The organism is Butyrivibrio sp. VCB2006, from assembly GCF_000420945.1.
Lineage (GTDB): Bacteria > Bacillota > Clostridia > Lachnospirales > Lachnospiraceae > Butyrivibrio.
Genome location: NZ_ATVX01000020.1, coordinates 38,045 through 58,075 on the forward strand (window position 1 = coordinate 38,045; position 20,031 = coordinate 58,075).

Below are 20,031 nucleotides of genomic sequence, written 5' to 3' on the forward strand. Positions count from 1 at the left end.
CTGATTAAAAGTTATTGAGATACTTATCAAGCTCCCACTTGGTTACGCAGGTACGGAATTCCTTCCATTCTGCCTTTTTGGCTTCAAGAATCTTGCTGTATACAGATTCGCTAAGGACCTCTTTGCCAAAGGGGTCAGCCTTAAAAGCATTGATGGCTTCCCCAAGTGTCATCGGCAGAACATCTACATTACTGTTTTTTGTCTGGTCAAAAGAAACGCTCTTTATGTTTTCTGCAAGCTCCTGTGGAGGAGTAAGTTTTTTATCGATACCTTCAAGACCTGCAGCCAGGATATATGCTATGGCAAGATATGGATTGCAGGTTGCATCAGGGTTACGAACTTCAACTCTTGTGGCAGAACCCTTCCTTGATGGAATGCGAATAAGGGCGCTTCTGCCGTTTGATGACTTGGACCAGGAGATATTAACAGGAGCATCGTATCCCGGAACAAGTCTTTTATAGGAATTAACAATAGGGTTAGTTATAAGTGTCATTCCCTTGGCGTGGGAGAGAACACCTGCAATAAAGCTTCCTGCTGTATCTGAAAGAGTGCCATCACCCATGGAAAAAATATTCTCGCCTGAAGAATCCTGTGCTAAAAAGCTCATGTGCATACCACTGCCGCTGATACCTTCTACAGGCTTGGGCATAAAGGTTGCATAGAGACCATGCTTTTTGGCAATTGTCTTAACGGCCATACGGAAGGTCATGATCATGTCAGCTGCTCTAAGGGCGTCTTCTTCCTCAAACTGAATCTCGTGCTGAGCAGGAGCAATCTCATGATGAGAAGATGAGATATTAAATCCCATTTCTTCAAGGTTCAGGATAATCTCACGTCTGACATTTTCGCCCTGATCAAGGGGAGCAACATCGAAATATCCGGCTCTTTCCTTGGTATTGGCAGTTGGATTGCCGTTATCGTCATAATCAAACAAAAAGAACTCAAGACGTGGATTTACCTTGAAGGTAAGTCCCATCTTTTTTGCTTTATCAATTACTTTTTCCAGAATGGTTCTTGGATCGCCTGAGAAAGGCTCATTGTCTGAGGTATAGACATTACAGAACATTCTGGCTACCTTTCCGGACTGAGGTCTCCAGGGATATATCTCGAAGCTGTCCAGATCAGGATACAGATACATGTCACTCTCATCATCTCTTGTGAAACCATCGATTGAGATTCCATCAAACATGCACTCGTTATTAAGCGCTTTTTCAAGCTGGCTTGATGGAATGGCAATGTTCTTGGGAACACCGAAGAGATCGCAGAACTGAAGTCTGATGAAAGCAACATCTTCTTCCTCTACAATTCGGAAAATATCTTCTCTTGTGTATTTGCTCATGATTTCCTCCTAAAACTATTGCTACAAAAAAGAGCGCTCAAAACAAAGGACAATAATTGTCTCTGTCTTGGCGCCCTTGCCACTCATTGCTATAAACAGTGACTCTTGTCACTATACAACCTATGTTATTTGTTTTGACAGATACTGTCAATTAAAAAATATCAATAAATATCACAATTCGATGAAGTTTTTAAGCATCTCTTTTCCTCTTGGAGTGAGGATGGATTCGGGGTGGAACTGAAGTCCGTAAATAGGATATTCTTTGTGCTGAACGGCCATGATTTCGCCATCTTCTGTAGTTGCGGTTACGTTCAGACAATCTGGGAGAGTATCGGGATCAAGAGCAAGAGAATGGTATCTTGCAACATCTCCTTCACTTCCAAGTGCTTTGAATATTGCACAAGACTCATTAAGTTTTACATGAGACTGCTTGCCATGCATGAGCTCTTTGGCATAGGTTATTACTCCGCCAAAGGAAGCGCAGATTGCCTGATGCCCAAGACATACTCCGAGAATAGGAATATCTTTTCCAAGCATCTTTACCACATCTATAATGACGCCTGCATCCTCAGGTCTTCCGGGTCCGGGAGAAATGATTATCTTATCCGGGGAAAGAGAACGAATTTCATCCACAGTAAGCTCATCGTTTCGAATTACTTTGAGAGTATTATCAGATACTATTTCTCCAACCATCTGATAAAGGTTATATGAAAAACTATCATAGTTATCTATTAGTAGAATCATAGGTTGTCCCTCTCTTCCGCAACGGTGTTTTCAAGGGCTGTAAGAGCAGCCTTGGCCTTATTGATTGTCTCTTCATATTCTTTCTCGGGATTTGAATCTGCCACGATTCCGGCGCCGCTTCTGACAAATACCTTGCCGTTTTTCTTGTAAAGAAGCCTTATGGCAATGCAGGCATCCATATTTCCGGAAAAATCTATGTAGCCAACAGCTCCGCCATAGACGCCTCGCTTGTTGTCTTCAAGTTCTCCGATGAGCTGACAAGCTCTTATCTTGGGAGCTCCTGAAAGGGTTCCTGCAGGAAGTACAGCTTCTATAGCATCCAGAGCATCCTTATCTTTTCTGATAACACCTCTTACTGTAGAACCGATGTGCATTACATGTGAGAAGCGCTCTATTGAGTGGAGCTTTTCAACCTCTACGGTGCCGAATTCACTTATTTTACCCAAGTCATTTCTTCCAAGATCCACCAGCATGTTGTGCTCAGCAAGTTCCTTTTCGTCAGCCAAAAGTTCTTTTTCCAGAGCCTCATCCTCAGCCTGGGTGGCGCCGCGCTTTCTGGTTCCAGCTAAAGGGAAGGTGTGGAGAATACCATCTTCAAGCTTAACCAGAGTTTCAGGAGAAGCTCCTGCCAGCTCCACATCGGTTCCTGAGAAATAGAACATATAAGGCGATGGGTTGATGGTGCGAAGCCTTCTGTAGGTCTCAAAAAGACCTCCCTCGTAATCAGCAGAAAGAACGTTGGACAGCACTATCTGGAAAATATCTCCTTCAAAGATGTGCTTCTTTCCTCTAACAACCATGTCAGAGTATCTTTCTTTATCAAAAAGAGGAGTGACAGGACTAAGAAGTTTTCCAATCGGCTCAACAGCTTTTTCGCCATTAACAATTATGTCCTTGATGTGCTCAAGCTGAGAAACAGTTTTGTTATAGCTCGCTTCAAGGTCAGAACTTTTAAGGTCAGCATTGGCAATAAGGATTATCTTTTGGCGCACATTATCAAAGGCTATAACCTTGTCAAAGAGCATCAAATCTACGTCCTTAAATTCCTCGTTGTCTTTGACCTTAACCTTGGCAGTGGGCTCTGAGTAGGTCAGATAGTCATAGGAAAAGTATCCCACCAGTCCTCCTGTGAAGGTTGGGAGATCGTGAATTTTGGGACTTCTGTGGGTACTAAGAACTTCCCTGATGTGAGCAGACGGGTCAGTTGTGTCAAAAGACCTATCGCCAATCTCCATGTGTCCGTCTATGCAGGTGATCAGCAGCTTTGGGTCAAAACCAAGGAAAGTATAGCGGCCCCATTTCTCGTTGGCCTGGGCAGACTCCAAAAGATAGCAGTGAGTAGATACCTTTTTGAGTTTTCTCATTACTTCAATTGGTGTTGTGAAGTCGGAGAGAAGTTCGCAGCTAACGGGGGCAATGTCGTAGTTGCCACTTGCTGCGTACTCTTTGATTGTTTCAAGATCCGGATAGTAATGCATGTTTAAGCCTCCTTTGTTGTTCTATCAAGGAGGAATAAAAAAGCCCTTGATAGAAACGATTAGTTTCCATCAAGGACGAAATGTTTGAATAATAATATTCCGCGGTGCCACCTTGAATTCATAGGATAAACCTATGCTCTTTTCAGGATACCAACATATCCCTGGCAACTGACGTGTGCCTTACGTCGCACCATACTCTGCATATAATAAATATCTGCATTTCCATGCGCCCTCAGGAGTCCATTCCCAAGTCACTATCCTACCGCTTCCCAGCAACACGGCTCTCTCTTAGGCATCATGAAAAGGTACTCCTCTCCTTCATCGGTTTAATGTGGTATTCAGTTAAAGATAATTTACAATAATGCAGGATATGTTGTCAACAATAAAATGCTATCAAATACTTGTGATAAACCTTATAATATATTCATGAAAAGGAGATATGCCTATGAATAATGAAGGTTTTCTTGACAGTATCTAATCAATAGAATACAATCAAATTTGATTAAGACAAGGGCGTCTTAGAGAGTATTCTCTAAGGCGTCTTTTTGCATTTTTTTATGTAAACTTATATCGGGAAGGAGAACCAGAAATGGCAACTATAAACAAGAATTACTTACGACTTCAGGGAAGCTATCTTTTCTCCAGAATTGGTGAAAAGGTCAGAAACTTCCAGAGTGAGAATCCGGACAAAAAGATAATTCGCCTTGGAATTGGGGATGTAACAAGACCTATAGCTCCTGCAATCATCACAGCTCTTCATAGTGCTGTTGACGAGATGGGGCAGGAGAGCACCTTTAAGGGTTATGCTCCTGACCTTGGCTATGAGTTCCTTAGAAATGCAATTGCTGATTATGATTTCAAAGCAAGAGGCTGCGACATTTCTCCTGATGAGATCTTCGTTTCCGACGGAGCAAAGGGAGATTGCAGTAATATTCAGGAAATATTCGGACTTGATAACAAGATTGCAGTGTGCGATCCGGTTTACCCTGTCTATGTGGACTCTAACGTAATGGCTGGAAGAACAGGCGAGTACGATGAAATAACAGAAGGCTTTAAGGATGTTATTTACATGCCCTGCACCAAGGAAAATGACTTTGTACCTGAGCTTCCTGCCCAGGTTCCTGATCTGATTTACCTTTGTTTTCCCAATAACCCTACCGGAGCAGTGATCAAAAAAGACAAGCTTCAGGAGTGGGTTGACTATGCAAGGAAAAACGGCTCTATCATTCTCTATGATGCTGCTTACGAATCTTTCATTACTGAGGAGGGTATTCCTCACAGCATTTATGAATGTGAAGGGGCAAATGAGTGCGCTATAGAATTTAGATCTTTTTCTAAGACAGCCGGCTTTACAGGCCTCCGCCTGGGATATACTGTTATTCCAAAAGACCTTAAGGCTGACGGTGAGAGATTATGGCCACTTTGGGCAAGAAGACACGGAACCAAATATAACGGAGCTCCTTACATTATTCAGAAGGCAGGAGAAGCCTGCTACCTTCCTGAAGGAAGAGCTCAGATCAAAGAGCAGGTGGCATACTACCTTGAAAATGCCCATTACACCTATGATGGACTTAAGAGCGCCGGCTACGAAGTATACGGCGGCGTAAATGCGCCATACATCTGGCTTCGCACTCCTGATAACATGACAAGCTGGGAATTCTTCGATTATCTTCTTAATGAGGTCAATGTTGTAGGAACTCCCGGATCAGGCTTTGGACCTCACGGTGAGTATTACTTCAGACTCACAGCCTTCGGCAGCAGAGAGAACACAATAGAAGCTGTAGACAGAATCAAGAATCTTTGATTTCGAGAAAAACAGCATAAAAATACCGCGCCACATATCTCATATCGGATTGTGGCGCGGTTTCTTTTTGTTCTATTAAGCAAGATCTGCTGCGATGTCGATGTTTTCGCCTGTAATTCCAACCCAGGCGCCGTTCTTAGCTTCCTTAGCATCAGCGTGAGCAAGGAGCCACTTGTTGGTTGCTGTAAGCATACGGTCTTCCTGATTGCGAGCTTCGAACTCAGGCTTACCTACGTTTGTTCCCTTAGGAAGTCCAACAAGAACCTGGAATCCGCTGTCCTTGCGAGCCTGGCAAGGAGCATAGTGAAGAGCTGTAGCATAAACTTCGATCATTGTACCTGCTGGGCAAAGGAAAGCCTTAACCTTGCTGGAATCAAGCTTGTAATCTACGATTTCTTCTCTCTTGGCAAGAAGCAGAATAAAGTCTGTTGAGCCAAGGTTGATCTCTGATGAACGATGATACTCAAGGCAGTTAAGCTTGGTGTTGTGTCCGTTGCACCATCCAAACTGCATGTCTGATCCACCAAAGAGGCTGTTTGTGATCGCTGTTGCCTCAGGAAGAGACTGAATTGCAGCTTCCTCTGCAACATACTCTGTAGCCTCAGGAACAGGAGTGTGAGCCTTAAGTGCTTCTACGATAGCCTTCTTTTCCTCCTCGTAACCTTCGATGATCCTGCCGTAGTTGGTGAACTCAGGATCTGTAACATTATATATTTTCATACCCGTCTCCTTTCAACTGCATTTAATGCAGCTTATGCCTAATTCTTATGTCTATATTACTGCTGTTTCCCCTGCTTTTCCTATCATTTGACAACCTTTTCTTTTCAAAAGTTGCTTGTCCCAAAACTTATGAATTGGTTTTAACATCGTAGACGTGAAGAATAGCCTTTGTGATCCCAATCATAAGGGCATTTGGATTCTTCATGCACATGTACAGCAGCTTATTGGCTTTGGAACTAACTGTAATTTTTGTTTCCAAAACCTTCTTCCTGATATCTTCTCGTAAAAAGATATTTCTAACTCTTTTTACTGTGTCCTTATCCGGGCATCTAAGCTCATTTTTAAGTACTACAAAGAGCATGATGACATATTCTCTGTCCAGCTGCTCCTGCCCGTTAAAAATCCCCTTTTCCTGCATGATCTTACGGTAGGTAGTATCTGTCAGATTAAGGTTATTCAGGAGGTTTTTATCATATCCATGAACAATTGAATCACCCACAAGTCTGTAGTGATAAAAGTACCCGCCCTCAACAATGACAAGGCGCCTGCAATCACATAGGCAGGGGAGCATGATGTTTACATCTTCCGCCATCTTAATCTTTTCATTGCAGTATTTAATGTTGCCAAGGACCAGCTGTCTTGTGATCAGCTTCATACATCTTGACATGGTAACCGGGCGGACTTCATTTCCAAGGAAGTTGGAACGAATAAGGTCCAGCTCTTTATCCACGTATTCTCCCGGAGCCTGAGCCTGGGTCTCTTTTCTGCGCTCACCGGCTTTTTCTACTATATAGTTACTTGAAATAATCTCAGCAGCTGCAAAAAAGTCCTCGGCATATTCAGTAGAGGAATTCTTATCATTTTCAAGCTGATATAGCCTTGTGTGCTTGTAAAGAGATTCCACCATATCTGCGTCAATCCAGTCATCGCTGTCTACATAGCAGACGTAAGGCGAGCAGGCTTCCCTGGTTCCTCTTATCCAGGCTGACATAAGTCCGCCGTTTTCCTTGTGAATTACGCGGATCCGGTTATCCTTGGCTGCGTAGTCATCGCACATCTTGGGGCTGACATTATCAGTTGATCCGTCATCAACGAGAATAATCTCTATTTCGGGCATGGTCTGCTCAAGTACAGATTTTATGCAATTTTCAAGATATTTAGCTGTGTTGTAAACAGGGATTATTATACTGACCTTAGGTGTGCTCATGTTCTACTCCTAGTATTTGTGTTGATTCCAAGCATTATCATTTTAGCATATCTGCGCAAATTATTGGCATCATACATTTTTATTAATGGATAAACAATTGTTGGAGTTTCCTGAAAATTCTGATAAAATCAATATTCAGGGCTACTAAAATGATGAGTAGTGTTGAGTTTTTGTTTTAAAAACATTTTTTATATGGGAGAAAAGGTATGGCATTTGAAGTAAGACATTTACAAAAAAAGTTTGGAGAGAAGCAGGCGGTTGAAGACTTGTCTTTTAAACTGGATAATCCGGGGGTATACGCCCTTCTTGGAACAAACGGCGCAGGAAAATCAACTTCAATCCGTATGATGCTTGGCATCTTATCAAGGGATAACGGAGAAGTTCTCTTAAACGGAGAAAACTTTGACACTCGCAAGGTTAATGTGGGATACCTGGCGGAAGAAAGAGGCCTGTATCCTAAATATCCGATCATGGATCAGCTCTTGTATTTTGCGTCCCTAAAGGGCCTGACCGCTGATGTGGCCATGGAAAGAATCAAATACTGGGGAGAAAGACTCAATGTTACGGAATATTTTTTCCCTGAGAGAAAGCCCGGCAAGAAATTTAAGCCAACTCTTGCAGACCAGATGTCCAAGGGTAATCAGCAAAAGATACAGCTTATGGCGGCACTTATTTCCGATCCTGAATTTCTCATTCTGGATGAGCCCTTATCAGGTCTTGACCCTGTAAATACAGATCTGTTCAAAAGCGTAATTCGCGAAGAAATAGATAAGAACAAATACATTATCATGTCATCTCATCAGATGCCTGTAATTGAGGAGTTCTGCGAAGACATCACCATCCTTAACAGGGGAAAGGCTGTTGTCCAGGGTAATCTTAATGAAATCAAAAAGAGCTACGGACGAGTAAACCTTTTTGTTAAATGCGATGAAGATATTTCCGATACCATCAGTACTCTCGGAATCAGTGTCGTAAATGACACTCCTGCGGGAATCCAGCTTAGGGTAAAAGATGAGTCGGAAGCCAAAAATCTTTTAAAGCAGCTTAGCGATGCCAATAAGACTATCGTAAGATTCGAACTTAGAGAGCCTTCACTTCACGAGATATTTATTGAAAGTGTCGGCGAGGCAGCTGATGATGACGGTCAGAATACCGGAATTAACAAGGTGGAGGACGTGGTAAGTGAATAAAAGTGATTTCAGGGGATTTAAGCAGGTCTTCATTTTTGAGTTCCTGACAGGCATCAAGAAGACAAGCTTTAAGATCTTTATTGCGGTATTGTGTGTTATGGGATTTCTTACGTTGCCTGTCATGACAATTATCGGGAATATCAAGAGTTCAGATAATGGCAAAGATAAGACAATAGAGAAATCGCCTATTGCGACTGTGTACGTTTACGATAACTCAGGTGTTTCCGTTCGCTATGAAGAACTGAATAAGTCTGAAGAGTATTCAGAGGTTTTATTTGTTACGGATAACAGCATTTCTTATGATGATGCAATTCAAAACCTTAAAGAAGATAACCATTCCAATAACATTGTTGTCAAAACTGAGTATGACAGTGAAGATGGATTCGATATCACTATCGTCTATGCAGAGAATTCCGGTATAAAATCCAAAGATTTGGATGATTTTGAAGAGGATTTCCGCAAGTTTTACAGAGATGAAATGCTGGGTAATCTCGGGGTAAGCGAAGAGGATTATAAATATCTTTCGAAGGACATAAATCTGTCTATCATGACCATGACAAAGGACGGAACCTTTGGTGAGGATCCCGGAAGAATTTCAATGGATGACTACTTCCTGATGCTTGGCGGCCTTATGGTTGTGTTTATTTTCGTTAACATGGCTGTGGGCAATGTTGCCACTTCTGTTGCTACAGAAAAGTCATCAAGGGTTATTGAATATCTTTTGACCGGAACCAAGCCAATGGCGCTTTTATCAGGTAAGATAGCAGCAAGACTTCTTGAATCTGTAATTACTTTTTTTGCTGTTTACTCATGCCACTATCTGTCTCAGATTGTGTGTCTGTTTCTTACTGCCGGTAATACAGTTTCTGACAGCGCTTCTAACAATATTATCGTTGTAGCTTCCATCTGGGAGACAATTACTTTCTCCAAGATTCTGGTAGCGACTTTGTACTTCCTTGGAGGCCTTGCTATCTATGCCATTATCGGAGCAGTTACAGGTGCCAGTGTATCCAAGCTGGATGAACTCCAGGAGGCTTATAAATTCTACAGCTTTGTGCTGGTTTTATGCGTGTATGTTGATTTATTTCTTGTGATCATGATGCTTTATGCAGGAGGAAATGCGGGTATTATGAATTTCTGCGCGCTTTTCCCTCTTACAGGAGCTTTCCTTACTCCGGCGCTTCTTCTGACCGGAAAAATAAGCATTGTTACGGGAATCATAGCTCTGATCATTATGATAATTACTGCGGCAATAGTCTTTGTATTTGCAGCAGCAGTTTATGAGTCCATGCTTCTGTTCCAGGGCAAAAGGCTTAGGCTTAAGGACATTATCGCAATCATGAAAAAGCAGGTGGTAGCATGAAAAACTGGCATAAAATACTTAAATTTACACTATTACAGGCTGTGAAGGGATCCAAATTCGTTATTTCCACAATTGTGGTAGGAATAGTGGTTCTGGTTGCAGCGGCTGTTACAAACATATTTGTTTCGGGTGCTTTTGACAAAGGCTCCGAGGTAAAAGACCTTACATATGTATGCGTAATAAACGAGACAGGTCTTACGATTGATAATGAGACATTTATTAAAAAGCATCAGGAAAAATATCCTATGCTTCAGATAAAGGAATTGGCAGATGTGACTGCGGAAAAAGCAGCATCAAATGAAGCTTTTCTCGGAGAGACTCCAGAGAAGTCACTGGTACTTAATATTTCAGAGGATGAGGATACATGTAATCTTACAGTTTATATCCCGGATATGAGCAGTATCAGCGTTGGTGACAGTGAAGACTTTGCAGAAGACTATTCACAGATGGTTAAAAATGCCAAGATAAAGAGCCTTGGAGCTTCCGAAAATGAAGTGAATATGGCTGTAAGTGATATAAGGATAGATCAGGTAAAGGCCCAGGAAGCCGATGAATCAGAAGAGAACTTTCTCTTGTCCTATATGACTTCCATGATAGTCATCATGCTCATATATTTCCTTGTAATTTTCTATGGGCAGAGTATCGGCCAGATCGTCAGCATGGAAAAGACTTCCAAGTTAATGGAATATATGCTGACCCTGACAGGACCTTCCGGAATTATATTCGGTAAGGTAACAGCTATTTTCTGCGAGGCAGTCTCACAGCTTGTAATCTGGGCATTATGCGGCATAAGCGGAGTTCTTATAAGCAATGCCTTTATTCTTAATCTTACCGGCAAACAGGGTAAAAACATCATGGCTCTTTTAGCGGAAGTGTTGCCGGAGGGAGGGGCATCTCATAATTTTGCGCTGCTCCTTGTACTTACTGTAATTGCAATGCTGGCGGCATTCCTTTTTTACTGCTTCGTTTCAGCTTTGTTTGCATCCTTTGCAGCAACTGCAGAGGACCTTACACAGACCAATGGTCTTACCATGATGAGCATGCTGGCAGGATTCCTTGTGTCACTTTATGTACCTCTTTTTACGGATAATTCCAAGATCGGAATGATAATTATCAGGCTTATTCCCTTTACAGCCGCCTTTTCACTTCCGGGAGATGTAATATCCGCCAAAATAGGCATTGTAGAGTTCTTACTGTATCTGGCACTTTTATTGTTCTTTACAGTTATGCTGGCGATCCTTACAGGAAGAGTTTATAAGAACAGACTCTTTAAGCGCGGAACAAAGGGAATCTTCGGCGAGATTCTTTCTGCTATTACAGGAAAAGAAACTTCCAAAGAGGAAGAGACTTCAGAAGAAGATAAAAAGGCTAAAGCTTCAGTTAATTTCGAAAACTATGATAATGCCAAGAAGACCTACACTATTGTTGGATTTGCGCTTCTTGCACTCATACTGGGAGCCAATGTCCTTGGTGGTCTTGTTGGAAATGTTATTGCCAATATGACGGCAGTAGGCAGGCACATTGGACTTTCAGATGTTTACGAGGATAAGACCTTTTTGACCATCTACAATATTGTGAGCATGTATTTGGTTGCTGTTCCTCTTTGCACCATTACCATGAAGCTGTCGAATGACTCAATATCCAAGGTTAAGGGGACAATCAGCAAGAACCAGTATATAAGGCTTATGTTTATCATATTCCCGATAACCTATGCTCTTTCATATTTGAGCATTAACCTTGCTTCGGCTATTTCAGGTGGAACTGCAGAGAACCCTATTATCAACAACTTCCTGTCTGATAAAAACATTCCGGCTATGATAATGGTATCGGTACTTGCGCCAATATTTGAAGAACTGGTATTCAGAAAGCTTATCATTGACAGAACCAGACGCTATGGCGAGCTTGTTGCGATTTTGTATTCATCACTGGCATTTGGTCTTTTCCACTGCAATTTGTATCAGGTGTTCTATGCCTTTGCTATTGGCCTTATCCTGGGCTATGTATATGTTAAGTCAGGAAATATAATATTGCCTATCATCATGCATATGATCGTGAATACATCATCATCGGTATGGTCACAGCTTGCGCCCACAAGTTATCAGTACTTTGTGTACGTAATGATCGTACTTGGCATTGGTTCAATTATTTATACCTTGATAAAAAGAGATATTAAACTGGAACATGTTCAGAATGAAATGCCGTCAAAAGAGCTTTCGGCTATTGCCTTTACAAATACAGGTACAATTTTATTCTGTATTGTATGCTTTTTCCTTATGATTTATTCATTATTTGCACCTATGCTTCTCAAATAATTTAGTTGGTAAAAACCATAAATTATTAGTAAAATAGATGTATAAAACTATATATGGAGGTATAGGCATGGGTAAGGTATTTCATGTAGATAAGCAGATCGCCAACAAGAATGTTGAGGACTCCATCACAGAGTGGACCAAGGTTGTCAAGTATGATGACATCAACGCTGAGAACAGACTTTTTGGCGGAAGGCTGATGGAATGGATAGATGAGGTTGCCGGTACTGTTGCCATCAGACATTCCGGAAATCCTATTGCTACAGCAGCAATTGACAATATGCAGTTCAAACAGGGAGCAGTTCTGGGGGATGTTCTTGTTATGATCGGCAAAATTACATATGTTGGAAAGACTTCCATGGAAATCAGAGTAGATACCTATGTTGAGGATGTGAGGACCGGAATGAGGCACGTTCTTAACAGAGCATATCTGACCGAGGTTTGTATCGATAACGATGGCACAGCATGTACAGTTCCTTATGGACTTAATGTTCGCACTGAGAATGAGAAGGCTGAGTGGGAGGGTGCTATCAAGAGAAGAGAACTTCGTAAACAGCGCAGAATGGAAGGCTTCTGATCAAACTTGTAAGCTTTAGATAATGAGGACCTAATTTATTGAAATTATCAGTAAATTAGGTCTTTTTTTGTTGTTTCTTTTTTACATAGATTTAAGTTTTACTTAATAAAGTTGTGCGCCATTGCATGTTATAATTTAGACGTAATATTGTGCACAATTATTGGCAGATGGCGTGAAAAAATGAAGGATACAACAATATATTCCGTCAAAAGAATAACCTTCACAAGATGTAGAAGAGTAGCGGCTCTTCTGCTTTGCGCTGCCCTTTTGTTTGTGGCCGTAGTTAGCCTTTGTTCTCTGCCTGGTGTCAGCTCTTTTGCCAAGGAAAATGAGGGTAAGGTTGTCAGGGTTGGCTGGTATGAATCTCCCTATTGCTACACAGACAGATTCGGAAGAAGAACCGGAATGGCCTATGAATACCAGCAAAAGATAGCGACCTACACCGGATGGGCCTATGAGTACGTGACGGGAACCTGGCCACAGCTACTTGAAATGCTCTTAAATGGCGAGATAGATATTTTAAGCGATGTTTCCTATATGCCGGAGAGGCAGGATTTCATTTGGTTTTCTTCACTGCCTATGGGAACTGAGTCTTATTATATGTTTGTTAAAGCTGGCAATGAAGAAATGACACTGGATGATCTGTCTACTTTCCAAGGCAAAAAAGTTCTTGTGGATAGAGGCAGTATTCAGGAAAATCTTGTCCGTCAGTGGGCAGCTCAAAACAATATAGAAATTGAGATCATCGAAAATGTTGTAAGTTCTCCGGATATTTGCATTGGCTGGCTTAATCACGGGGACGTGGATATTTATGTCACTCTGGATACCTATGGAAGTAGTGAGATATGTTCTCCTGTATGTAAGATTGGCTCCTCCGATTTCTATTTTGGTGTGAATAAAGAGCGCAGCGACTTGTTAAAAGAAATTAATCACGCCATGACTAAGATTCAGAACGAGGATCCGTTCTATAACCAGAGAGTTTATCAGAAATATATCTGGTCTGTTAATTCGACTTCTTACCTGACGGAAGAAGAACTGAATTGGCTTGAGAAGCATGGAACCATAAGGGTGGGCTATAGAGACAACTATATGCCTTTCTGCGAGAGTGGTGACGATGGATTAACAGGAGCTCTTGGAGACTTCCTTGACAGGGCTTCTGTCAGCATGCGAAATACTGAAATAAATTTTGAAGCAATTCCCTATAAGACTACAGAAGAATCTCTTGAAGCGCTGGATAGGGGAGAGATTGATGTAGTATTCCCGGTTAGTATGGGCCCATACGATAGTGAAAAGGCAGATCTTTTTACCACTGATTCCATTATGGATACCGAGATCTATGCTGTGGTTAAGACTCGGGGAAAAGATATTTTTGAAAAGAAAGTCAACACTGTGGCACTTCTTGCCGGAAATATCAATTTTGATAATTTCGTAAAGGATTATTTCCCTGACTGGATGATAGTCTGGTACCCGACATTGGATGAAGTCTATGCAGCCGTTGCCAGAGGTAATGCGGATTGCGCAATGGTTAACGGAAACAGAATCAACAAGACCGATGCCCTCAGGAGACAGTATAATCTTTCTCTTCTGTCTACAGGAGAGGAAATGGGATTCTCTTTTGGTGTAAAAAGAAAAAACGGAACCCTGCTTGCCATCATGAACAATGCAGTAAACCGCATACCGGAGGCTTCGATAGATGCCATGCTTTCCAAGTATGCAAACCAGGCTGAGAAGGTATCCTTTGCGGACTATCTGAATGATAACCTTCCATCTGTTATAGCTATGGTGGCCGTTGTGGCATCGCTGATCCTATTTCTTCTTCTTTTGAAAATGAGATCGGATAAGGCAGCCAGCGATCGCCAGAAACTTATTGCTGCAACAGAGCGAGATTCGCTTACCAAGCTGTACACAAGAAATTTCTTCTTTGAGTATGCCAAGGAAAAGTTTGATGGAAATCCGGATAAGAGATTTGATGCCATGGTAATGAACATTGAACAGTTTCATGTAATCAATGCTCTATATGGCTGGAACTTCGGAGATACAGTACTCAAGGCTCTTGGAGATGAAATATCCAAGTATGTAAAAGAAAATAATGGAATTGCCTGCAGGTCTCAGGCAGACAGATTTGATGTATATGCTTCGACCACCGGTGATTATCAGAGCATATATCAGCGTTTCCAGGATAGGCTGGATAAGTGTGCAACAAATGTTAATATCAGGCTTAGAATGGGAGTTATGCCGTGGCAGAAGGATATTGAACCGGTTCAGTTGTTTGACAGGGCAAGAACTGCCTGCAGTATGATCCGTGGTGGCTATCATAACAGAGTCATGGTCTTTAGCGAGGAGATGAGAGAAAGAGAAATCCTGGAAAACAGGCTCATCATTGACCTAAAACGTGCTATTGATAATCATGAATTTTTAGTATATTTCCAGCCCAAGTTTGATATTCAGGCTGATCCTCCCAAGCTGTATAGCGCAGAGGCTCTTGTCAGATGGGAACATCCGGAGCTTGGCATGATTCCACCGGGATCTTTTATCTCAGTATATGAAAAGAGTGGACATATTGGTGCTCTGGATAAATACGTTTGGCTAGAGACAGCAAAGCAGATAGCAGACTGGAAAAAGAGGCTTGGTATAACTTTACCGGTTTCGGTGAACTTATCAAGAATAGATATCTTTGATCCGGAGATTGTCGATACTATTGATAATCTGGTAGAAGAATGCGGAATAGATCGAGCTGACCTTCATCTGGAGGTTACAGAGTCTGCCTACACAGAAAACGAAGATGTAGTTATTGGCGTTATTAAAGTTTTCAGAGAAAAGGGCTATCATATTGAAATGGATGATTTCGGCACCGGTTATTCATCACTTAATATGCTGTCCCATATGCCTATAGATGTTCTTAAGCTTGATAGAAGCTTTATTAAAGATATTGGTGTAAACAACAGTGATGATAAGGATAGCCGAATGGTAGAACTGATTCTGGATATTGCCAAGAGCCTTAAGCTTTTGGTGGTGGCAGAAGGAGTAGAAACTCAAACCCAGCTGCAGTTTCTCAAGGAACGTGGTTGTGAGTTTATCCAGGGATATTATTTCTCACCGCCTTTATCTGCAGCTGAATTTGAAAATAAGTTCTTAAAATAAGTTTTTAAAATAATGCAGAGGCTGAATATACTGACACCGGACCTATGTAGGATTCTTTATCCGAAAGAGTAGTATATATAAGCCTGTTACTGTTATAAGAAGGGTCATATGATGTGCATGCACTTATCAGCTTTTCTCGGATGTCAGCATCCTTGAAAAGACCTCCATACAGGACAATCCTGTTTGGAGCGATGATGGTGCATGCATTTACTATGCTCCTTGCAAAAATGTCAAGGGAATCATCAACAGGTAAAAGAGATCCAAAGGCACCGGAAGACAGATATGTTTCCAAACATCCTCTTCTTCCGCAGCTGCAAAGCGGGCCGTCCTTATCAATGATAAAATGGCCAAGTTCGGCAGTTTTGCCGTGCCTTCCCTGATAAACCTTGGAATCAACAACTATGGTGCTTCCGACACCCGGTCCCCATTTGATAACAAGAAGGCTGTCATAGGTCCTTCCCGCTCCGAATAGAATTTCCGCAGTGGCAAAGGCATCCACATTGTTTTCTACTATAATCGGAACTCCCAGGGGAAGTTCTCCTGACAACATTTCCTTAATAGGAACTGGGCTGTCCCATATGCCATAGGCGTGAGTAGATATGCCGCTTTCTTTGTCTACAAGTCCCGGGATACTAACACTAATGCATCCCAGCTTATTTCTGTATTCATCTGAAAGACTTTGGAAAAGACCTAAGGTTTCCTGGCAGATATCATGCAAAAAGAGCTGTGGTTTTAATTTCTTTTGAGTTTTGAATTCTTTTATACAGGGCTCTTTTTTGATGCTTTGGACAATGTCTCCCCTAAGGTTACAGATGGCTATAGTGGTTTTCTCCACTTCTATACTGATGGCGCAGACGAAGCCTTTTTCATAGTTGATGTCAAGGAGAACCTTTTTTCTGCCTTTTGCTCCTGTACTTTCAGGGCAGGCACCAAGCTCTTTGAGGATTCCATCTTCTATAAGTGAAGTGGTTATCTGTGTCACAGAAGCAGCAGTAAGACTTGTCTTGCTGGCAATATCTTTGCGGGACATAGGGCCATTACTGCTTATGCATTTGATTATAAGGGATTTATTTTCTTTTTTTACCTGTTCCAGGTTTATTCCTTCTTTTCGCATATCTTTTACCTATTATAGTTTAAGGGTTTTCATTCCCAGCATATGAGCAAGGATCTCAAGCTCATTTGCAACGTCACCATAAATTACAACATAGTGGGGCTCCCAGCCCTCTTCAACAGTTTTATAGATGATTTCTTCTGCGCTGCCGTCGGTTTTAACAACAAGAGAAGTTCCAAGGAACTGCTGTGGTTTATCCAGGATTTCACCTGATGCAATAAAGAATCTGAAGTTTCCTTCGCTGTCTCTGCCAATTCTGAAGATTGTTGCTCTTTCACAGGGCTTACAGCCAAATTCAAGAGTAGGACCAATGTGCCTGTTGCAGTGTTCTCCGGCGCAGGCTCCGGTGTCTGTACGGGCCAGTGAGCAGGCAGCAGTACCACAATGCCAGAAGGAAATAGTATTTTCTTTTTCATCCATTGAAACAGGATCTCCAAAGAAGGTTGCACTTCCTGTCAGCTGCATTCCAAGGTACATGGAAAGGGCTCCGTAGGTATCTGCTTCGCAGCTGGCAGCAACTCCAAGATCGTTGAGCATGGCAAGAACTGCGCACACCGGGGTGCCAAAGGCTGTGAAAAAGTCAGGCCAACAGCGGGAGGCGATAGCTCCGATGTTATTATCCTTAACGTATTCTTCGTAGGCTTTGTACAGGCGGGCAAAGTCATTACGGTTTTGCTCCGGAGTCTTATCAAGGCCTTTTATTCGCTGTGAGGCGTCTTTAAGATAATCGGCACATTCTTCCTCGGTAAAGGCTTTAGCCTTATCGATAAGCTCTCTGGTCTCTATGGATTCAAGTCGGACACCGAATTTTTCCAGCATTTCCAGATCAAGGGCTCTTCCGAATCCAAAGCCCTGTGGTGTGTGACCTATAGCAGACAGCTTAAGGTTTCTCATTTTGAATTTAAGCTTGGCTGCTCTTATGGTGGCTCCAACTTTTTCTTTTACCTTATCTTCCGTAGGCCCTCCAAAGATGTACTCAAAAGGTTCTTTTCTGAAAGCCTTGATAGTGTTGGCTGCTGAGTAAGCTCCCGTGAGAGAGTTAAGACGAAGGCGTCCTCCATCTATAACAGGCTCTCGCAGCGTCCAGAGAAGAATGGGAACATCCTTGAATCTATGCAATACCTCGCTTGCATAGGCTGCGTTTGCGAAGGTTATGTTCTGAAGTACGATAAGATCAGGCTCTATGGTGTCAAGAAATGCGTTTAACTTATCGATGGATAGAAGCATTTCCTGTGGAACTGCCACATTTTCTGCAAGCTCCTTTAAAAGAGCTACTGATTTATCGAATTCTTTTTGTGCACTCTCCAGGTGGAAGGTTGGCACGCCTACAGGAATATAGGCTACTTGAAACTGTTTCATTATGGTGCTCCTTAATATACATAAATATTTGCTATTATTTTAGGAATAAAGAAATTCCGGCTATCAGAAGTAGTATGTATGTGAGTGTTACAAAAAACTCCTGGCTCATCTTGGAATAAAGCTTTCCACCGATGAACATACCACCTAGGAGAAATGGGATGGAGATGGCTCCGCTTTTTATTACTCCCGGTGTCCATAAGCCCTGAAAAATATGGGTTACCAGAAGAAAACCATTTAAGAATATCCACACTGTGGAAATGGTGGCTCTAAAAGAAGCTTTCTCAGGAAGCTTTCTGGTCATATAGCTGATAAGAAGTGGCCCTCCGCAGACAAACATGCCGTGTACTATGCCGGCTGCTATCAGTAAGAGAGTAAGCAGAGCGTTTTGTAGTGGGCTGTGTTTGCTTCTTTGCTCATTGGAAGGATTATCGCTTTGCTTATTTGCTTTCTCTATAAAACTTACAATCATTCCTTTGATTGCCACGAAAAGAACGATGCAACCAAGGATCATGTACAAAAGCTTGGGATTTCCGGACAATGAGCTTTTAATATGGATTCCACAGAAGAGTGAAATACCCATTATTACAACAACTCGTTTTAGGACAACCCAGTTTATTTTTTTGTAGTTACCTGCGCATACATATATTCCTGACAGTAATCCCAGGAAGTTCAGCACAGGAACTGCGGTGTCCATTCCCACCAGCTTAATTGAAAAGGGCATGGCCAGAATGGTTCCTGCAAATCCTGTGATTCCCTGGATTATGTTGGAAAGAAGTATAACGATGTAAAAGAAAATTTCTCGCATTTGGTTTTATTATTCTCCGCGAACAACCTTGATTGTGGCAGAGAAGTCCTCTTTTCCAAGACCCATTTCAAGGGCTTTGTCATATACTCTTGCCGCATTCTCTTCGCCGGGCATATTAAAGCCGCATTCTTTTGCAAGATTTAAGCAGATGTGAACATCCTTGTGCTCATTCTCGATAGAGAAAGCAGTAGTGAAATCCTCTTTTTCCAGGACTTCTTTCTTGGAATCAAGATACCAGTTTCCGGCACCGCCATAGGATATAGCTGTGGCATAGGCAGGAATATCAATGCCGTTTTTCTTCGCCAGAGTCATGGTCTCGTTAACGCCGTTCTGAATCTGGGAAACAAGAGCATTGTGGCAGATCTTCATAACAAGACCTTTGCCGTTATCACCCATGCGGATTACGTTTTCGCCCATGTAGAGCAGGATAGGACGGATCTTTTCGTAAACTTCTTCTGATCCTCCTACGTAGATTCCAAGCTTTCCTGCAATGGCAGCAGGCTTACTCTTAACAACAGGAGCATCTGCAAACTCAGCTCCTGTAGCCTTTACCTTTTCGGAAATCTCTACAGAAACACTGGGGTCAATGGTACTCATATCAATGCAGGTCATTCCGGCATGGAGTACAGGAAGAATCTCCTCGTATATGGAGCGGGAGTGTTCTGACTTTGGTACCATGGTAATAAACATGTCTACGTTTTCTGCAACTTCTTTTGAACTTGTGCAAGCTACAGCACCAAGTGCAGCCAGCTTATCAACCTTTTCCTTTACAAAGTCAAAAACGTATACTTTATCATCGTGTTTTTTAATAATATTCTCGCACATGGACTCACCCATGATGCCGAGTCCTACAAAACCAATTTTCATTTTCTTATCCTTCTTTC

Annotated in this window: 15 protein-coding genes and 1 other annotated feature; of the genes, 6 read left to right on the top strand and 9 right to left on the bottom strand. The window is 42.0% G+C overall.

The window, feature by feature from the left end; genetic code table 11:
- Positions 1 to 4 precede the first annotated feature (4 nt).
- From G613_RS0115435 to trpE, 3 genes are all read right to left on the bottom strand, one after another.
- On the bottom strand, positions 5 to 1,339 hold the full coding sequence (locus G613_RS0115435; protein ID WP_029233477.1) for a glutamine synthetase family protein: 1,335 nt from the start codon (positions 1,337 to 1,339) through the stop codon (positions 5 to 7).
- A gap of 171 nt (positions 1,340 to 1,510) precedes the next feature.
- The gene (locus G613_RS0115440; protein WP_029233478.1) at positions 1,511 to 2,083 is read right to left on the bottom strand and encodes an anthranilate synthase component II; all 573 of its coding nucleotides are present in this window, start codon (positions 2,081 to 2,083) and stop codon (positions 1,511 to 1,513) included.
- Entirely contained in the window at positions 2,080 to 3,561 is a 1,482-nt protein-coding gene (trpE, locus tag G613_RS0115445) for an anthranilate synthase component I (RefSeq protein WP_029233479.1), read from the bottom strand. The genes G613_RS0115440 and trpE overlap by 4 nt, the downstream gene beginning before the upstream one ends.
- Positions 3,562 to 3,629: 68 nt before the next feature.
- Positions 3,630 to 3,892, bottom strand: a binding site (T-box leader).
- Positions 3,893 to 4,150: 258 nt separating this feature from the next.
- On the opposite strand from trpE, the gene G613_RS0115450 reads away from it, so the two are divergent.
- Positions 4,151 to 5,365: an LL-diaminopimelate aminotransferase gene (locus G613_RS0115450; protein ID WP_029233480.1), complete on the top strand. Its 1,215-nt coding sequence runs from the start codon at positions 4,151 to 4,153 to the stop codon at positions 5,363 to 5,365.
- 75 nt (positions 5,366 to 5,440) lie between these two features.
- Here G613_RS0115450 and G613_RS0115455 read toward each other — a convergent pair whose 3' ends face one another.
- Complete coding sequence (locus G613_RS0115455; RefSeq protein WP_029233481.1) at positions 5,441 to 6,085, bottom strand: DUF4867 family protein; 645 nt, start codon at positions 6,083 to 6,085, stop codon at positions 5,441 to 5,443.
- A gap of 127 nt (positions 6,086 to 6,212) precedes the next feature.
- Positions 6,213 to 7,292 carry a glycosyltransferase family 2 protein gene (locus G613_RS18855; RefSeq protein WP_029233482.1) on the bottom strand — a complete coding sequence of 360 codons (1,080 nt, stop codon included), beginning with the start codon at positions 7,290 to 7,292 and terminating at the stop codon, positions 6,213 to 6,215.
- Positions 7,293 to 7,498: 206 nt separating this feature from the next.
- Between G613_RS18855 and G613_RS0115465 the strand changes: the two genes are divergently transcribed.
- The 5 genes from G613_RS0115465 to G613_RS0115485 all read left to right on the top strand — a co-directional run bounded on the left by G613_RS0115465 (position 7,499) and on the right by G613_RS0115485 (position 15,872).
- Positions 7,499 to 8,482 carry an ABC transporter ATP-binding protein gene (locus G613_RS0115465; protein ID WP_029233483.1) on the top strand — a complete coding sequence of 328 codons (984 nt, stop codon included), beginning with the start codon at positions 7,499 to 7,501 and terminating at the stop codon, positions 8,480 to 8,482.
- Positions 8,475 to 9,845 (top strand): ABC transporter permease, encoded by a 1,371-nt coding sequence (locus tag G613_RS0115470; protein ID WP_029233484.1) that lies wholly within the window; start codon positions 8,475 to 8,477, stop codon positions 9,843 to 9,845. The genes G613_RS0115465 and G613_RS0115470 overlap by 8 nt, the downstream gene beginning before the upstream one ends.
- Positions 9,842 to 12,157, top strand: a complete 2,316-nt coding sequence (locus G613_RS18860) for a CPBP family glutamic-type intramembrane protease (RefSeq protein WP_029233485.1) — start codon at positions 9,842 to 9,844, stop codon at positions 12,155 to 12,157. The genes G613_RS0115470 and G613_RS18860 overlap by 4 nt, the downstream gene beginning before the upstream one ends.
- 67 nt (positions 12,158 to 12,224) lie before the next feature.
- On the top strand, positions 12,225 to 12,731 hold the full coding sequence (locus tag G613_RS0115480; protein ID WP_029233486.1) for an acyl-CoA thioesterase: 507 nt from the start codon (positions 12,225 to 12,227) through the stop codon (positions 12,729 to 12,731).
- A gap of 180 nt (positions 12,732 to 12,911) precedes the next feature.
- Positions 12,912 to 15,872 carry an EAL domain-containing protein gene (locus tag G613_RS0115485; protein WP_029233487.1) on the top strand — a complete coding sequence of 987 codons (2,961 nt, stop codon included), beginning with the start codon at positions 12,912 to 12,914 and terminating at the stop codon, positions 15,870 to 15,872.
- 4 nt (positions 15,873 to 15,876) lie between these two features.
- Here the strand turns inward: G613_RS0115485 and G613_RS0115490 are convergent, their stop codons facing one another.
- Genes G613_RS0115490 through G613_RS0115505 form a run of 4 tightly spaced genes read right to left on the bottom strand, consistent with a single transcriptional unit; the run spans position 15,877 to position 20,014 of the window.
- A complete protein-coding gene (locus G613_RS0115490) occupies positions 15,877 to 16,986 on the bottom strand; it encodes an ROK family transcriptional regulator (RefSeq protein WP_029233488.1) in 1,110 nt (369 codons plus the stop codon).
- A gap of 12 nt (positions 16,987 to 16,998) precedes the next feature.
- Positions 16,999 to 18,342, bottom strand: a complete 1,344-nt coding sequence (locus G613_RS0115495; protein WP_029233489.1) for a fucose isomerase — start codon at positions 18,340 to 18,342, stop codon at positions 16,999 to 17,001.
- Positions 18,343 to 18,376: 34 nt separating this feature from the next.
- Positions 18,377 to 19,147, bottom strand: a complete 771-nt coding sequence (locus G613_RS0115500; protein WP_029233490.1) for a sulfite exporter TauE/SafE family protein — start codon at positions 19,145 to 19,147, stop codon at positions 18,377 to 18,379.
- 9 nt (positions 19,148 to 19,156) lie between these two features.
- The gene (locus G613_RS0115505; protein ID WP_029233491.1) at positions 19,157 to 20,014 is read right to left on the bottom strand and encodes an NAD(P)-dependent oxidoreductase; all 858 of its coding nucleotides are present in this window, start codon (positions 20,012 to 20,014) and stop codon (positions 19,157 to 19,159) included.
- Positions 20,015 to 20,031 lie beyond the last annotated feature (17 nt).

Excerpts from the sequence above, each read along its gene's own strand:
- G613_RS0115505 (WP_029233491.1), bottom strand. The coding sequence starts at position 20,014 with ATGAAAATTGGTTTTGTAGGACTCGGCATCATGGGTGAGTCCATGTGC.
- G613_RS0115450 (WP_029233480.1), top strand. The coding sequence starts at position 4,151 with ATGGCAACTATAAACAAGAATTACTTACGACTTCAGGGAAGCTATCTT.
- G613_RS0115440 (WP_029233478.1), bottom strand. The coding sequence starts at position 2,083 with ATGATTCTACTAATAGATAACTATGATAGTTTTTCATATAACCTTTAT.
- G613_RS0115435 (WP_029233477.1), bottom strand. The coding sequence starts at position 1,339 with ATGAGCAAATACACAAGAGAAGATATTTTCCGAATTGTAGAGGAAGAA.
- G613_RS0115485 (WP_029233487.1), top strand. The coding sequence starts at position 12,912 with ATGAAGGATACAACAATATATTCCGTCAAAAGAATAACCTTCACAAGA.
- G613_RS0115495 (WP_029233489.1), bottom strand. The coding sequence starts at position 18,342 with ATGAAACAGTTTCAAGTAGCCTATATTCCTGTAGGCGTGCCAACCTTC.
- G613_RS0115455 (WP_029233481.1), bottom strand. The coding sequence starts at position 6,085 with ATGAAAATATATAATGTTACAGATCCTGAGTTCACCAACTACGGCAGG.
- G613_RS0115500 (WP_029233490.1), bottom strand. The coding sequence starts at position 19,147 with ATGCGAGAAATTTTCTTTTACATCGTTATACTTCTTTCCAACATAATC.
- G613_RS0115480 (WP_029233486.1), top strand. The coding sequence starts at position 12,225 with ATGGGTAAGGTATTTCATGTAGATAAGCAGATCGCCAACAAGAATGTT.
- G613_RS0115490 (WP_029233488.1), bottom strand. The coding sequence starts at position 16,986 with ATGCGAAAAGAAGGAATAAACCTGGAACAGGTAAAAAAAGAAAATAAA.
- G613_RS0115465 (WP_029233483.1), top strand. The coding sequence starts at position 7,499 with ATGGCATTTGAAGTAAGACATTTACAAAAAAAGTTTGGAGAGAAGCAG.
- trpE (WP_029233479.1), bottom strand. The coding sequence starts at position 3,561 with ATGCATTACTATCCGGATCTTGAAACAATCAAAGAGTACGCAGCAAGT.
- G613_RS18855 (WP_029233482.1), bottom strand. The coding sequence starts at position 7,292 with ATGAGCACACCTAAGGTCAGTATAATAATCCCTGTTTACAACACAGCT.
- G613_RS18860 (WP_029233485.1), top strand. The coding sequence starts at position 9,842 with ATGAAAAACTGGCATAAAATACTTAAATTTACACTATTACAGGCTGTG.